Annotated in this window: 18 protein-coding genes; 12 read left to right on the forward strand and 6 right to left on the reverse strand. The window is 50.8% G+C overall.

Translation table 11 applies throughout. From position 1 onward, the window contains the following. Positions 1-10: 10 nt before the first annotated feature. The 6 genes from ibaG to mlaF form a co-directional block, all read right to left on the reverse strand. The gene (gene ibaG / locus AB1E22_RS07035; RefSeq protein WP_367594703.1) at positions 11-265 is read right to left on the reverse strand and encodes a BolA family iron metabolism protein IbaG; all 255 of its coding nucleotides are present in this window, start codon (positions 263-265) and stop codon (positions 11-13) included. Between the two features lie 125 nt (positions 266-390). After that, positions 391-693 carry a lipid asymmetry maintenance protein MlaB gene (mlaB, locus tag AB1E22_RS07040; protein WP_367594704.1) on the reverse strand — a complete coding sequence of 101 codons (303 nt, stop codon included), beginning with the start codon at positions 691-693 and terminating at the stop codon, positions 391-393. Beyond that, a complete protein-coding gene (mlaC, locus tag AB1E22_RS07045; RefSeq protein ID WP_367594705.1) occupies positions 693-1,322 on the reverse strand; it encodes a phospholipid-binding protein MlaC in 630 nt (209 codons plus the stop codon). Before mlaC ends, mlaB begins: the two co-directional genes overlap by 1 nt. An 18-nt stretch (positions 1,323-1,340) precedes the next feature. Continuing rightward, positions 1,341-1,892, reverse strand: coding sequence for an outer membrane lipid asymmetry maintenance protein MlaD (gene mlaD, locus AB1E22_RS07050; protein WP_367594706.1), 552 nt, complete (start codon positions 1,890-1,892; stop codon positions 1,341-1,343). Positions 1,893-1,896: 4 nt separating this feature from the next. Continuing rightward, positions 1,897-2,679 (reverse strand): lipid asymmetry maintenance ABC transporter permease subunit MlaE, encoded by a 783-nt coding sequence (gene mlaE, locus AB1E22_RS07055; RefSeq protein ID WP_367594707.1) that lies wholly within the window; start codon positions 2,677-2,679, stop codon positions 1,897-1,899. A 7-nt stretch (positions 2,680-2,686) separates the two neighbouring features. Then, positions 2,687-3,502: a phospholipid ABC transporter ATP-binding protein MlaF gene (mlaF, locus tag AB1E22_RS07060; RefSeq protein ID WP_367594708.1), complete on the reverse strand. Its 816-nt coding sequence runs from the start codon at positions 3,500-3,502 to the stop codon at positions 2,687-2,689. Positions 3,503-3,730: 228 nt separating this feature from the next. Between mlaF and AB1E22_RS07065 the strand changes: the two genes are divergently transcribed. From AB1E22_RS07065 to AB1E22_RS07120, 12 genes are all read left to right on the forward strand, one after another. Next, positions 3,731-4,708 carry a calcium/sodium antiporter gene (locus tag AB1E22_RS07065; protein ID WP_367594709.1) on the forward strand — a complete coding sequence of 326 codons (978 nt, stop codon included), beginning with the start codon at positions 3,731-3,733 and terminating at the stop codon, positions 4,706-4,708. A gap of 15 nt (positions 4,709-4,723) precedes the next feature. Next, positions 4,724-5,710 carry an arabinose-5-phosphate isomerase KdsD gene (gene kdsD / locus AB1E22_RS07070; RefSeq protein WP_367594710.1) on the forward strand — a complete coding sequence of 329 codons (987 nt, stop codon included), beginning with the start codon at positions 4,724-4,726 and terminating at the stop codon, positions 5,708-5,710. 16 nt (positions 5,711-5,726) lie between these two features. Further along, positions 5,727-6,293, forward strand: a complete 567-nt coding sequence (gene kdsC / locus AB1E22_RS07075) for a 3-deoxy-manno-octulosonate-8-phosphatase KdsC (RefSeq protein WP_367594711.1) — start codon at positions 5,727-5,729, stop codon at positions 6,291-6,293. Then, the gene (lptC, locus tag AB1E22_RS07080) at positions 6,290-6,865 is read left to right on the forward strand and encodes an LPS export ABC transporter periplasmic protein LptC (protein WP_367594712.1); all 576 of its coding nucleotides are present in this window, start codon (positions 6,290-6,292) and stop codon (positions 6,863-6,865) included. Before kdsC ends, lptC begins: the two co-directional genes overlap by 4 nt. Continuing rightward, positions 6,834-7,397, forward strand: coding sequence for a lipopolysaccharide ABC transporter substrate-binding protein LptA (lptA, locus tag AB1E22_RS07085; protein ID WP_367594713.1), 564 nt, complete (start codon positions 6,834-6,836; stop codon positions 7,395-7,397). Before lptC ends, lptA begins: the two co-directional genes overlap by 32 nt. 6 nt (positions 7,398-7,403) lie before the next feature. Further along, positions 7,404-8,129, forward strand: a complete 726-nt coding sequence (gene lptB, locus AB1E22_RS07090) for an LPS export ABC transporter ATP-binding protein (protein WP_367594714.1) — start codon at positions 7,404-7,406, stop codon at positions 8,127-8,129. A 130-nt stretch (positions 8,130-8,259) separates the two neighbouring features. Next, entirely contained in the window at positions 8,260-9,693 is a 1,434-nt protein-coding gene (rpoN, locus tag AB1E22_RS07095) for an RNA polymerase factor sigma-54 (RefSeq protein WP_367597346.1), read from the forward strand. A 22-nt stretch (positions 9,694-9,715) separates the two neighbouring features. Continuing rightward, complete coding sequence (hpf, locus tag AB1E22_RS07100) at positions 9,716-10,003, forward strand: ribosome hibernation promoting factor (RefSeq protein ID WP_367594715.1); 288 nt, start codon at positions 9,716-9,718, stop codon at positions 10,001-10,003. Positions 10,004-10,086: 83 nt separating this feature from the next. Next, complete coding sequence (ptsN, locus tag AB1E22_RS07105) at positions 10,087-10,578, forward strand: PTS IIA-like nitrogen regulatory protein PtsN (protein WP_367594716.1); 492 nt, start codon at positions 10,087-10,089, stop codon at positions 10,576-10,578. Positions 10,579-10,631: 53 nt separating this feature from the next. Further along, positions 10,632-11,486, forward strand: coding sequence for an RNase adapter RapZ (gene rapZ, locus AB1E22_RS07110; RefSeq protein ID WP_324116738.1), 855 nt, complete (start codon positions 10,632-10,634; stop codon positions 11,484-11,486). Further along, complete coding sequence (npr, locus tag AB1E22_RS07115) at positions 11,483-11,755, forward strand: PTS phosphocarrier protein NPr (RefSeq protein ID WP_064543100.1); 273 nt, start codon at positions 11,483-11,485, stop codon at positions 11,753-11,755. Before rapZ ends, npr begins: the two co-directional genes overlap by 4 nt. Before the next feature lie 285 nt (positions 11,756-12,040). Beyond that, entirely contained in the window at positions 12,041-14,062 is a 2,022-nt protein-coding gene (locus AB1E22_RS07120) for a type VI secretion system Vgr family protein (RefSeq protein ID WP_367594717.1), read from the forward strand.

Consider the following 14,062-nt stretch of genomic DNA (forward strand, 5'->3'; position numbering starts at 1 on the left):
GGCGAATTGCTCAAAAACCATTTAGTTTACGGTCGCGATCCCACTCTTGCGGAGTGTAGGTCTTGATAGAAACGGCATGAATACGGTTTTCCGCAATCAGTTCCATCAGAGGTGCATAAACTGTTTGTTGCTTCTTCACGCGACTTAACTCGGCGAATAACTCACCCACCGCAATCACCTGAAAATGGCTGCCATCGCCTGAGACGTGGACTTCCTGGAGGGGCAGTGCGTTCATCAGCACTGTCTGAATTTCATGATTTTCCATGGGATATAATTCGTCGGTTAATGAAACAAGCCACACATCTTAGAGGAAAGTGGCGCTAGCTTAAATAAGCAAAAAGCCCCCGATCTTAATCGATCAGGGGCAATGATAGTAACGCTATGAAAACACTAGCCTGCAAATGCAGGGAGGATGTTTTCTGGAAGGTTATAAAGTTTAGTCAGCGTCTGTAAATTCTCGGTGGCACCTAAAAGCGCCACTTCAACATTTTGGCGGCGCGCAAAAGCCACCAAATGAATTAAAAGCGCTAAACCTGAGGTATCCACACGTGACAAACCAGAGAGATCTAGCACCTTAACTCCCGCCATGATTTGTTCGCGCTGACGCCACAATGACCCCACTGTGTCGCTGTCCAACTCGCCCGTCAGGTGTAAGGTTGCCGCTTCACGCTGCCAGTTAAGTTCGTCTGCCATTACTTTTTCGCTTCCAGAGTAATTGGCTGGCGTGAGATAGATTGCAACTGAGCGGTCAAACCGTCGATACCTTTGGTACGCAGAATGTCACTCCACTCATTTTGTTTGGTGGTAATCATGCTCACACCTTCGGCAATCATGTCATATGCCTGCCAGTTGCCCGTCTGGCTGTTTTTACGCCACTGGAAATCCAGACGTACCGGAGGACGACCATTTGGATCAATGATAGTTACGCGAATCGCCACAATAGTGGCATCACCCAGCGGTTGCTCAGGGGCGATTTGATAGGATTGCCCGTTATACATGGCCAGCGCCTGACCATAGGCTTGTTTCAGATACGCTTCAAAAGCTTTGAAATAAGCATCGCGCTGTGCTGGCGTAGCTTCTTTGTAGTAACGCCCTAAAACAAGAGCGCCCGCATATTTGATCTGCACATACGGCATCAGTTCCTGGCCCACGATGTCACGAAGGTAATCAGGGTTCTGACGAATTTTAGGCTGCTCGTTTTTCAGCCTATCAAATGTTTTTTGTGCCGCTTCGCCCATTAACTTGTAAGGGTTGCTTTGATCCGCAGCATTCGCCAGTGGCGCGATAACCAACATGGCAATCATAATAAGTCTTTTAAACATAAAACTTCTCCTCTTAAATTAGTGCGCCGTACCAGGCTGTGGTGCCGCACTACTTTTCTCTGAATCCTGCGCTGAGGAATCCCCTGAATTCTGCTTATCGCCGTTACCGCTCTTATACAAGAATTGGCCAATCAGGTCTTCCAGCACCAGGGCTGATTTGGTGTCCTGAATCGTGCCGCCCTCTTTAAGGATAGATGAACCCAATTCAGGGTCATCAAAACCGAGGTTTAGCGCGAGATATTGCTCGCCTAATAAACCTGAGGTGCGGATCGCCAGCGAACTGGTATCCGGAATATGGTTGTAGCGCTGTTCAATATCCAGTGTGACGCGAGGTAAGTACGTTTTCGGATCAAGCGTAATGTCATCAACACGGCCAATGACCACGCCTCCAAGGCGCAGCGGAGAACCTGTTTTCAGGCTGCCGATGTTATCAAAAGTCGCATAGACCCGGTACGTAGGTTCATTGCGCAGCGAAGTGACGTTCGCCACTTTCAGACACAAGAATACGATGGCCGCCAGTGCGATAATTAAAAATGCGCCAACCCCAGTTTCAAATTTCTTAGTTTGCATGAACTTAATTCCCAAACATCAGTGCTGTTAGCACAAAATCCAGACCCAAAACGGCCAGTGAAGCGTGCACAACGGTGCGTGTTGTTGCCCGGCTAATCCCTGCGGACGTAGGAATAGCATCGTAACCATTGAATAAAGCAATCCAGGTTACTGTAATCGCAAACACCACACTTTTAATGACACAGTTAACCAGATCGGTGCGCCAACTGACGGCATTTTGCATCGCAGACCAGAAGAAACCGGCATCAATACCCTTCCAGTTCACACCGACCAGCGCGCCCCCCCAAATACCCACCGCCACAAAGATGAGCGTCAGCAAAGGCAATGAAATTACACCTGCCCAAAAACGCGGTGAAACTACCCGACGCAGCGGGTCGACCGCCATCATCTCCATGCTGGAGAGCTGCTCTGTCGCCTTCATTAGACCAATTTCTGCGGTCAGCGCTGAACCCGCGCGTCCGGCAAAAAGTAGCGCCGCAACCACCGGGCCGAGTTCACGAAGCAATGACAAAGCAACCAACATGCCGAGGCTTGATTCTGCGCTGTATGTGGTCAGCACCAGGTAACCTTGCAAGCCAAGAACCATGCCGATAAATAAACCGGAAACGATGATGATAATCAGCGATAACACGCCGACGTTATACAGTTGGCGAACCAGCAATGGCGCATGTTTGCGGAATTCAGGCTTCCCCACCACCGCATTAAAAAGCATGATCCCGGCCCGGCCAAATGACGCACAGGTTTTTAGCCCACGCCGCCCAAACGATGCCAGTGCATTAAAGAGCATGAGTAACTTAACTCCCTGTATCTGATAATAAATCATTCTGATAATCCGTTGCCGGATAGCGGAACGGTACTGGCCCATCGGCAATACCATCAAGGAATTGACGCACCCGCGGGTCACTATTTTCACGCAACGCCGTTGGCGTTCCTTCAGCCACAATGTGCTGATCTGCGGCGATATAGGCGTAATCGGCAATACTCAATACTTCAGGAACATCGTGCGAAACCACAATACATGTGACACCCAATGCACTGTTTAATTCTGAAATCAGTTTTACCAGCACGCCCATGGTAATGGGGTCCTGACCGACAAAAGGTTCATCAAACATAATGAGGTCGGGTTCGAGTGCGATAGCGCGAGCAAGCGCAGCTCTTCGGGCCATGCCGCCTGAAAGTTCGTTAGGCATGAGTTTCGCGGCTCCGCGTAACCCCACCGCTTCGAGTTTCATCATAACGGTGCTACGCAGCAATTCCTCTGGCAAACGGCGATGTTCACGCAGCGGATACGCCACATTTTCAAAGACATTAAGGTCGGTAAATAGCGCGCCGGATTGAAACAGCATACTCATGCGTTTACGCACGTTATATAAACGAGAGCGCGACATAGACGGCACGTTTTCGCCGTCAAAGAGGATTTCACCGCGATCGGGCTGAATTTGACCGCCGATCAACCGCAATAATGTCGTTTTGCCAATTCCTGAAGGCCCCATTATGGCGGTAATTTTGCCGCGTGGTACATTCAGTGAAATATTGTCAAAGATGCGCCGACTGCCGCGAGTAAAACTTACGTCGCGAATTTCGACCAGATTCGTCTGCGTCTGGCTCATCATCTTTCCCTTTATCAAGTTGACGGAAGAGGCATAGGGCCGAAACTCGGTCCCAATCCAACATTTTTACAGAATAATACCCATCCCGATTAGCGAAAACTGGCATTCGTTTTACTTTTCTGCCACATAAAGTCAGAATTGGGAATTAGCCTGACCTACAGATCTGTACGCTCTACCGGGACTTCTACAGCACAAGACCGGCGATTATACCTGAATTAAGGATTTTTCATGCTGTTAGCTACAGCTCTGTTAATTATCGGTTTGCTTTTGGTCGTCTATGGTGCCGACCGACTGGTGTTTGCCGCATCAATACTGTGCCGTAGTTTTGGGGTTCCACCTCTGCTGATCGGTTTAACCGTGGTAAGCATCGGCACATCTTTGCCTGAACTTATCGTCGCAAGTTCTGCCGCCTTACACGGACAATTGAATTTAGCGGTAGGAACGGCGCTTGGCTCAAATATCACCAATATTCTACTGATTCTCGGCTTAGCGGCCCTTTTGCATCCATTTACCGTGAATTCCGATATTCTACGGCGCGAATTACCCCTAATGTTAGTCGCAAGCGCGGTTATTGGATGGCTTATTTTCGATAACCAGCTTAGCCGTATTGATGGCGTGATACTGATTGCTGTAGCGGTGGCGTATCTGCTATTTACGATTAAAATAGCGCACCTCGCAGGCCAGGAAGGCGCTGATAAGCTGACTCGCGAACAGTTGTCGGAGCTTCCTCGGGAAGGAAATCGCCCCGTCGCATTTTTATGGCTCGCTGTAGCCTTAATTATTATGCCGATGGCGACACGTATGGTTATCGATAACGCCAGCGTACTGGCTCATTACTTTGGTGTAAGTGAGTTGGTGATTGGCCTGACGATTATCTCGGTTGGCACCAGCCTCCCTGAGCTTGCAACGACAATCGCAGGGGCGCGCAAGGGCGAAGATGATATTGCGATAGGGAATATCATTGGCTCAAATATTTTTAATATTGTTTTAGTCCTGGGCATTCCCGCGTTAATCGCCCCGGGTGAAATAGACCCCCTCGCCTTTGCGCGGGACTATTGGGTGATGTTGATCGTGAGTGCTATTTTCGCCGTACTTTGCTGGCGCAAGCCTCGCTCTATCGGCAAGACGGCAGGCGCTCTGTTAACATGTGGTTTCTTCGTATGGATTGTGGTGCTCTGGCTCTTTGCATCACCGGTCATAGGGTAAAGCGGAACGGAAATTATGTCACAGATAGATATACAACCGGGTTTTGACTTTCAGCAAGCAGGTAAAGACGTCCTGAAGATCGAACGTGAAGGCCTGGAACAGCTTGGGCAATACATCAATGCCGACTTCTCTTTGGCCTGTGAAAAAATGTTCTACTGCCCGGGTAAAGTGGTCGTGATGGGCATGGGTAAGTCGGGCCACATCGGTAAAAAGATGGCGGCGACGTTTGCCAGCACTGGCACCCCTTCGTTTTTCGTCCATCCAGGTGAAGCAAGCCACGGCGACCTTGGCATGGTTACCGCGCAAGATATTGTTATCGCAATTTCTAACTCCGGTGAATCAAACGAGATACTGGCGCTGATTCCCGTTCTCAAACGCTTGCAGGTTCCGCTGATTTGTATCACCAGTCGCCCTGAAAGCTCGATGGGTAAAGCGGCTGATGTTCATCTGTGCGTTAAGGTGCCGCAGGAAGCCTGCCCACTGGGCCTGGCGCCGACATCCAGTACTACTGCCACGCTGGTAATGGGTGATGCTCTTGCAGTCGCACTTCTTAAAGCCCGAGGCTTTACCGCAGAAGATTTTGCACTTTCTCACCCAGGCGGCGCGTTGGGTCGTAAACTGTTGTTACGCGTCAGCGACATTATGCACAGCGGTGATGAGATCCCCCACGTCAGTAAAGAGGCGTCTTTGCGTGATGCGCTGCTGGAAATCACGCGCAAAAATATGGGTATGACAGTAATCTGCGACTCCCTGATGAAAATCGAAGGGATCTTCACCGATGGTGACTTGCGCCGCGTCTTTGATATGGGCGTTGATCTCCACACCCTGAATATTGCAGATGTCATGACCGTCGGCGGGATTCGCGTTCGCCCCACGACGCTTGCAGTTGATGCCCTGAATTTGATGCAATCTCGTCATATTACTTCGGTATTGGTTGCGGATGGCGACCAACTGCTCGGTGTGGTACATATGCATGACATGCTACGCGCAGGCGTGGTTTAACAAAGGATTAGCCTTAATGAGTAACCATGAAGCGTCTCTTGCCACGTGTTATGGGCCGGTAAGTACGCGCGTGATGGAGCGGGCCGCAAACGTGCGCCTGCTCATTTTAGACGTTGACGGTGTGATGTCTGATGGCCTGATTTACATGGGTAATAGCGGCGAAGAGCTGAAAGCCTTCAACGTGCGCGACGGCTACGGTATTCGCTGCGCATTAACATCTGATATTGACGTCGCCATTATTACAGGCCGAAAAGCTAAACTGCTTGAAGACCGCTGTGAAACGCTGGGGATCACCCACCTTTACCAGGGGCAGTCTGACAAGCTGGTGGCTTTTCAGCATCTATTAGATAAGCTTGCTATCCCTGCCGAACAGGTCGCCTACGTTGGGGATGATTTAATCGACTGGCCGGTGATGGCTAAAGTAGGTTTGAGCGTTGCAGTTTCTGATGCTCACCCACTGCTGATTCCTCGTGCCGACTACGTAACCCGTATTGCCGGTGGCCGTGGGGCCGTTCGGGAAGTCTGCGATCTCCTGTTACTGGCTCAGGGAAAGCTTGATGAGGCCAAAGGGCTATCTATATGAGTAAGACCAGACGTTGGGTTATCATCCTGCTTTCGCTGTTGGTGTTGATATTGATTGGGGTAAACCTGGTCGATAAAGACACCGTTGCACCACCGACGGTGAACAGCAATGAGCCAACCTATAAAAGTGAACATTCCACGACCCTCGCCTACAGTCCTGAAGGGGCATTAAATTATCGGCTGGTCGCGGAACATGTTGAATATTTTTCCGATACCGCCATTTCGTGGTTCACCCATCCGGTGATGACCCAGTATGACGAAAACAAAGTTGCAACCTGGTCATTACGAGCAGATCGCGCCAAACTTACTAACGATCGGATGTTGTATTTGTATGGGAATGTGGTTCTGACCGCTCTGACACCAGATTCTCAGTTACGCAAAATTACCACGGACAATGCGCAGGTTAATTTAGTCACTCAGGATGTTGCCTCTGATGACCAGGTAACCTTGTATGGAACCAGCTTTAACTCCACCGGCCTCAAAATGCGTGGCAACTTACGCAGCAAAAATGCCGAGCTGATTGAAAAGGTTAGAACATCCTATGAAATCCAGAATAAACAAACTCAGCCGTAATTTAGTACTAACGAGTACGCTTTTAGCCGCCAGTTTTTCGGCATTGGCGCTGACCGGTGATACCGATCAGCCGATTCACATTGAATCCGATCAGCAGTCGCTGGATATGCAAGGCAACGTTGTTACCTTCACAGGCAATGTTATCGTGACCCAAGGCAGCATCAAAATTAACGCTGACAAAGTGGTTGTCACCCGTCCGGGCGGTGAGCAGGGTAAAGAAGTGATTGATGGCTACGGCAATCCAGCCACTTTCTATCAGATGCAAGACAGCGGTAAACCCGTAAAAGGTCACGCATCTACCATGCATTATGAACTGCAAAATGACTTTGTCGTGCTAACCGGTAATGCTTATCTGGAACAGTTAGATAGCAATATCAAAGGCGACAAAATTACCTACCTGGTAAAAGAACAGAAAATGCAGGCCTTTAGCGAAAAAGGTAAGCGCGTCACTACCGTTCTGGTCCCTTCTCAGCTGCAGAAAAAAGACGGCCAGGCTCCTGCACCCGCCCCTGCGCAGAAAAAGAGTAACTAATTCGTTATGGCAACTTTAATTGCAAAGAACCTCGCTAAAGCCTACAAAGGCCGTCGCGTTGTCGAAGATGTCAGTTTGACCGTGAAGTCCGGTGAAATTGTTGGCTTACTGGGCCCTAACGGCGCAGGGAAAACCACCACTTTTTACATGGTAGTCGGCATTGTTCCGCGTGATGCAGGCAATATCATTATTGATGACGAAGACATCAGCCTGCTGCCGCTTCATGCGCGTGCTCGCCGTGGTATCGGCTATTTGCCGCAAGAGGCGTCAATTTTCCGCCGCCTGAGCGTGTTCGATAACCTGATGGCCGTCCTGCAAATCCGCGACGACCTCACCGCTGAACAGCGCGATGATCGCGCTAACGAGCTGATGGAAGAGTTTCACATCGAACATTTGCGCAATAACCTCGGGCAGTCTTTGTCCGGCGGTGAGCGTCGTCGTGTAGAAATCGCCCGCGCTTTAGCTGCAAATCCAAAATTTATTCTTTTGGATGAACCTTTTGCAGGTGTTGACCCCATCTCCGTTATCGACATCAAACGAATCATCGAACATTTGCGAGACAGCGGGCTCGGTGTGCTGATTACGGACCATAACGTACGCGAAACGTTGGCGGTTTGTGAACGCGCCTACATCGTAAGCCAGGGCCATTTAATCGCCCATGGTACGCCAGCTGAGATCCTGGAAGACGAGCATGTGAAGCGCGTGTATCTGGGCGAAGAGTTCAGACTCTGATAGGGTAGGAAAGATCATAATATTTATACTCTAAATAATTCGAGTTGCAGGTAGGCGGCAAGGGAGTGCAGACAAAGCCCCTGCAGTTCGAAGTATGACGAGTATACACCTGAGGACGCTCGCTCTGAATATGAAGCAAGGTTTGCAATTACGGCTTAGCCAACAACTTGCTATGACTCCCCAGTTGCAGCAGGCGATTCGTCTGTTGCAACTATCGACGTTAGAGCTACAGCAAGAACTTCAGCAAGCACTGGAAAGTAACCCCCTGCTTGAGCAAACCGATCTGCATGATGAAATTGATACTCAGGAAGTTCGTGAAATTGAAGCATTAGACACTCGCGAGGCGCTCGAACAAAAAGAGATGCCTGACGAGTTACCGCTGGATACCAGTTGGGATGAAATCTATACCGCGGGTACGCCATCGGGCACTGGAACAGATTACATTGACGACGAATTGCCGGTGTATCAGGGAGAAACAACGCAGTCACTTCAGGACTATCTGATGTGGCAAGTCGATCTCACTCCGTTTTCTGACACCGACACCGCTATCGCCACGTCTATTGTCGATGCCGTAGACGAGATGGGTTATCTCACGGTTTCGCTTGAAGAAATTCTGGAAAGCATGGGTGATGACGAAATCACCCTCGACGAAGTGGAAGCCGTTCTTAAACGCGTGCAGCGTTTCGACCCGGTCGGCGTCGCGGCTCGCGATTTGCGCGATTGCTTGTTGATCCAACTTTCACAATTCAGCCGCGAAACACCGTGGCTGGCAGAAGCTCGCCTGATCGTAAGCGATCATTTAGATTTGCTCGCCAATCATGACTTCCGTAGCTTGATGCGCGTCACGCGTCTGAAAGAAGAAGTCCTGAAAGAAGCAATGTGCCTGATTCAGTCTCTGGATCCACGTCCAGGCCAGTCCATTCAGACGAGTGAACCCGAATACGTGATTCCCGATATTCTGGTCAAAAAGCTTCACGGCCGCTGGACTGTAGAACTCAACGCAGACAGTATTCCGCGTCTGAAAATAAATCAGCAGTACGCAGCGATGGGCACCAACGCCCGCAATGACAGCGATTCGCAATTTATTCGCAGTAACCTGCAAGAAGCGAAATGGTTGATTAAAAGCCTTGAAAGCCGCAATGATACGCTGCTGCGCGTCAGCCGTTGCATCGTTGAACAACAGCAAGGCTTTTTCGAGCATGGCGAAGAACACATGAAACCCATGGTTCTTGCGGATATCGCGCAAGTGGTCGAAATGCATGAATCGACCATTTCCCGTGTGACGACGCAAAAGTATTTGCATAGCCCGCGCGGCATTTTTGAATTGAAGTATTTCTTCTCAAGCCATGTGAATACCGAAGGGGGTGGCGAAGCTTCCTCAACGGCGATCCGAGCACTGGTTAAGAAGTTAATCGCGGCGGAAAATCCTGCGAAACCTCTGAGTGATAGTAAGTTAACGACTATGCTATCCGATCAGGGGATCATGGTGGCACGCCGCACTGTTGCGAAGTACCGAGAGTCTTTATCCATACCACCGTCAAACCAGCGTAAACAACTGGTGTGACCTAACCGATAAGGAAGACACTATGCAGCTCAACATTACAGGACATAACGTCGAAATCACTGACGCACTGCGCGATTTTGTGAGTACGAAGTTTGCCAAACTGGAGCAGTACTTCGAAAGAATTAACCAGGTCTACATTGTGTTAAAGGTGGAAAAGGTCACACACATTGCCGATGCAACACTCCATGTGAATGGCGGAGAAATTCATGCCAGCGCTGATGGCCAGGATATGTATGCGGCAATTGATGGTCTGATTGATAAACTGGCGCGCCAGTTAACCAAACATAAAGATAAACTAAAACAACACTGATAATCCGAGCAACTGTTTCGGCATCTACGGCTCGTTACCTGGTGTAACGGGCCGTTAGCATAACAGGGTGCTTAGGTGAACTTATGATGAACAACGATTCTGCTCTACAACTAAGTAATGTCCTGAACCAGGAATGTACGCGTACCAACGTACATTGCCAGAGTAAAAAACGCGCACTGGAAATCATCAGTGAGCTGGCGGCAAAGCAGCTCGGGCTACCGCCACAAGTGGTCTTCGAGGCCGTGCTGACGCGTGAACGCATGGGCAGTACCGGTATCGGAAATGGTATCGCCATTCCTCATGGGAAACTGGAAGAAGATACCACTCGTGCCGTTGGGGTCTTTATCAAGCTGGAAACCCCTATCGCGTTTGACGCCATTGATAATCAGCCGGTAGATCTGATGTTTGCCCTGTTGGTTCCTGCGGATCAAACAAAAACGCATTTACATACCTTATCTCTGGTGGCAAAACGTCTGGCGGACAAAACAATTTGCCGACGCCTGCGCACCGCGCAGAGCGATGAAGAGCTTTATCAGATCATTACCGAAACCGAACAAGGTAGTGAAAGTGAATAATCTGGCTGTGGTCATGGGGTTGCCGCAGCTTGAGAAGTTAGGGGAGTGATGACATGGTGCTGATGATTGTCAGCGGCCGCTCTGGTTCAGGGAAGTCTGTAGCCTTGCGTGCACTAGAAGATATGGGATTCTACTGCGTAGATAACCTGCCAGTGGTGCTGTTGCCTGATCTTGCCAAAACTCTCGCAGAACGACAAATTTCTGCGGCAGTCAGCATTGATGTGCGCAACATGCCGGAAAACCCAGAAATTTTTGAACAGGCGATGTCCAACCTGCCTGACACATTTTCGCCACAATTATTATTCCTCGACGCCGATCGTAACACGCTGATCCGTCGTTATAGCGATACCCGTCGTTTGCACCCACTTTCGAGCAAAAATCTTTCGCTGGAAAGCGCGATTGACGAAGAAAGCGATCTGCTGGAACCGCTAAAATCCAGAGCCGACCTGATCATCGATACGTCTGAAATGTCGGTGCATGAACTCGCTGAAATGCTGCGGACTCGCCTGCTCGGAAAACGCGAGCGCGAACTAACAATGGTGTTCGAATCCTTCGGCTTTAAGCACGGTATTCCGATTGATGCGGACTACGTCTTCGATGTACGTTTCCTGCCAAACCCGCACTGGGACCCAAAACTGCGCCCGATGACCGGTCTGGACAGGCCTGTTGCCGCGTTCCTCGACCGTCACACCGAAGTGCACAACTTTATCTACCAGACGCGCAGCTATCTTGAGCTATGGTTACCTATGCTGGAAACCAACAACCGCAGCTACCTGACAGTGGCAATTGGTTGTACCGGTGGCAAACACCGTTCGGTTTATATAGCTGAACAGCTGGCAGACTATTTCCGCTCTCGCGGTAAAAACGTGCAGTCCCGTCACCGTACGCTGGAAAAACGTAAAACATGACCGTAAAACAAACCGTTGAGATAACCAACAAGCTGGGCATGCATGCACGCCCGGCCATGAAACTGTTCGAACTGGTGCAAAGTTTTGATGCCGAGGTGATGCTGCGCAACGAAGCGGGCACTGAGGCAGAAGCTAATAGCGTGATTGCTCTGTTGATGCTGGATTCTGCCAAAGGGGGTCACATTGAAATTGAAGTCACTGGACCCGAAGAAGAACAAGCATTGAACGCGGTTATCGCGTTGTTTAATGCTGGTTTTGATGAAGATTAAGTTCGCCTCAAATCCCCCTCTAATACCTTCATTATAACCCCAGCAAATAACTTGCCTGGGGTCGTATACCCCCTTTTCTACATTCCATATTTTTATTAGAACCCAACTTTTTCAACACTCTATTAATTAATAATAAGTTCACATCAGGACAATATTAATTATTGCTTTCCACCTTCATGGGTTTAACATTAGCTAATTAGTTGATTTTATTTATATTCATAAAATATATATTTCCCCTAAAGTCAGTTATTAAATAAATACCAGAGCAAGCTAAAGGAAAACACTATGGCCAGTGACGGCACCCGCTTTACCTTTATCGCCGGGCGGACCCCGGATGACACCTTTGCCGTGGTGGACTTTCAGCTCACCCAGTCCCTCTCTTCCCTGTTTCGCCTTGAGCTGACCCTCGCCAGCAGCAACCCGGCCCTGGAATTCCGTAAAGTCCTCGACCAGGGGGGGACGCTGATTATCTGGCAGGGCGAGGAGATTAAGCGCCGCCTGCGCGGCATCGTGACCTTCTGCGAGCAGGGCAACACCGGCAGACACCAGACGCTGTATCACATAACCCTGCGCCCGGAGCTCTGGCGCAGCAGCCAGCGGCAGAACTGCCGTAGCTTCCAGAATGTCGATATCCGTGCCATCTTTCAGACGCTGCTTAAAGAGACGGGCGTGCTCACCCACGACGCGCTGTTCCGCCGCCCGCACCCTTTCCGCGAGTTCTGCGTCCAGTACCAGGAAACCGACTTCGATTTCATCGCCCGGCTGGCCGCCGAAGAGGGGATTTTCTTCTGCGAGGAAAAATATCTGGAGCGCAACCTGCAGAAACTGACCTTCGCCGATGACAGCCGCGTGCTGCGCAGACTCGACCCGCTGCCGTACAACCCCAACGGCGCCAGTGAATCCAGCCGCTACTGCATCAACAGTTTCTGCCGCCGCGCACAAATCCGCCCGGCCCAGGTCACCACGCAGGACTACACCTTTAAGGCCCCCCTCTGGCCCGGGCAGTTTAATCACCGCCCGTCGGAGATGCCCAACCAGCGGGCGGTGTATGAGATTTTTGACTACCCGGGGCGTTTCAAGGACGCGCAGCGCGGGGCAGACTTTGCGAAATATCAGGTGGAAGGCTGGCGCAGCGACGTGGACTACGCCACCGGCACCAGCAACTCGCCCCAGCTCCAGCCGGGGCGCTGCTTCAGCCTGACGGACCACCCGCGCGCAGACCTCAACGACCTGTGGCAGGTGGTGTCCTGTCAGTTAACCGGCAGCCAGCCGCAGGCGCTCACCGGCAGCGAAGGCCAGGGCACCACGCTCACCAACAGCTTCAGCGTCATCCCCGCCGTTCAGACCTGGCGCGCACAGCCCCCTCTCAAACCGCGGGTCGACGGCCCGCAAAGCGCCATCGTCACCGGCCCGCCGGGGGAAGAAATCTTCTGCGACGAGCACGGACGCGTGCGGGTGAAATTTGCCTGGGACCGCTACAACCAGGCGGATGCGAAAAGCTCGTGCTGGATACGCGTTTCACAGGCGTGGGCGGGCGCCGGGTTCGGCAACATCGCTATCCCGCGCGTCGGCCAGGAAGTGATTGTCGATTTCCTCAACGGCGACCCGGACCAGCCGATTATCACCGGGCGCACCTACCATGCCGGTAACCGCGCCCCGGGCGACCTGCCGGGCACCCGAACGCAGATGGCTATCCGCTCCCAGACCTACAAAGGCAGCGGCTACAACGAGCTGATGTTCGAGGATGAGACAAACCTGGAGCTGCTGTCGATGCATGCCCAGAAGGACATGAACCGGATCGTCAATAATCGCGATGCGTTCTGGGTAGGTGAAAACCAGTTAATGCACGTTAAAGGAGAAAATCATTTACGTGTCGAAAGTGAAAAACGTGACCTGGTAAAAGAAGATTATTCGCTCACTGTTTCTCAAACTCTCCATATCAAAACCGAAGATAACATGCTGATAGTCAACGGTAATGAATATCACGTTAAAGCGGGTAGCAAAGTCATTCTTGAAGCCGGGAGCGAATTGACGCTACAAGCGGGTGGTAATTTCATCAAGATTGATGCCAGCGGTATTCAGACCAGCGCCATCGTTAATATGGGTAGCGGTGCCCCAGGCAAAGGCACTGCCTGGAATGGGCAACTTCCAGACGAACTTCAACCTTCTCAGGGAAAACTTACGCCGGGAAAAAATGAGGCCGGGTCACCCGATAACGTGGCTCGGCCAGAATTAAAAGAAGAAATCTGCCAGGAATGTCTGATCAATGCCATGAAGGCAGATACGGCTTTAGTGAGCGGAGAATAA

The sequence above is a fragment of the Buttiauxella gaviniae genome, assembly GCF_040786275.1.
GTDB classification, from domain to species: domain Bacteria; phylum Pseudomonadota; class Gammaproteobacteria; order Enterobacterales; family Enterobacteriaceae; genus Buttiauxella; species Buttiauxella gaviniae_A.

Excerpts from the sequence above, each read along its gene's own strand:
- ibaG (WP_367594703.1), bottom strand. The coding sequence starts at position 265 with ATGGAAAATCATGAAATTCAGACAGTGCTGATGAACGCACTGCCCCTC.
- mlaB (WP_367594704.1), bottom strand. The coding sequence starts at position 693 with ATGGCAGACGAACTTAACTGGCAGCGTGAAGCGGCAACCTTACACCTG.
- mlaC (WP_367594705.1), bottom strand. The coding sequence starts at position 1,322 with ATGTTTAAAAGACTTATTATGATTGCCATGTTGGTTATCGCGCCACTG.
- mlaD (WP_367594706.1), bottom strand. The coding sequence starts at position 1,892 with ATGCAAACTAAGAAATTTGAAACTGGGGTTGGCGCATTTTTAATTATC.
- mlaE (WP_367594707.1), bottom strand. The coding sequence starts at position 2,679 with ATGCTCTTTAATGCACTGGCATCGTTTGGGCGGCGTGGGCTAAAAACC.
- mlaF (WP_367594708.1), bottom strand. The coding sequence starts at position 3,502 with ATGAGCCAGACGCAGACGAATCTGGTCGAAATTCGCGACGTAAGTTTT.
- AB1E22_RS07065 (WP_367594709.1), top strand. The coding sequence starts at position 3,731 with ATGCTGTTAGCTACAGCTCTGTTAATTATCGGTTTGCTTTTGGTCGTC.
- kdsD (WP_367594710.1), top strand. The coding sequence starts at position 4,724 with ATGTCACAGATAGATATACAACCGGGTTTTGACTTTCAGCAAGCAGGT.
- kdsC (WP_367594711.1), top strand. The coding sequence starts at position 5,727 with ATGAGTAACCATGAAGCGTCTCTTGCCACGTGTTATGGGCCGGTAAGT.
- lptC (WP_367594712.1), top strand. The coding sequence starts at position 6,290 with ATGAGTAAGACCAGACGTTGGGTTATCATCCTGCTTTCGCTGTTGGTG.
- lptA (WP_367594713.1), top strand. The coding sequence starts at position 6,834 with ATGAAATCCAGAATAAACAAACTCAGCCGTAATTTAGTACTAACGAGT.
- lptB (WP_367594714.1), top strand. The coding sequence starts at position 7,404 with ATGGCAACTTTAATTGCAAAGAACCTCGCTAAAGCCTACAAAGGCCGT.
- rpoN (WP_367597346.1), top strand. The coding sequence starts at position 8,260 with ATGAAGCAAGGTTTGCAATTACGGCTTAGCCAACAACTTGCTATGACT.
- hpf (WP_367594715.1), top strand. The coding sequence starts at position 9,716 with ATGCAGCTCAACATTACAGGACATAACGTCGAAATCACTGACGCACTG.
- ptsN (WP_367594716.1), top strand. The coding sequence starts at position 10,087 with ATGATGAACAACGATTCTGCTCTACAACTAAGTAATGTCCTGAACCAG.
- rapZ (WP_324116738.1), top strand. The coding sequence starts at position 10,632 with ATGGTGCTGATGATTGTCAGCGGCCGCTCTGGTTCAGGGAAGTCTGTA.
- npr (WP_064543100.1), top strand. The coding sequence starts at position 11,483 with ATGACCGTAAAACAAACCGTTGAGATAACCAACAAGCTGGGCATGCAT.
- AB1E22_RS07120 (WP_367594717.1), top strand. The coding sequence starts at position 12,041 with ATGGCCAGTGACGGCACCCGCTTTACCTTTATCGCCGGGCGGACCCCG.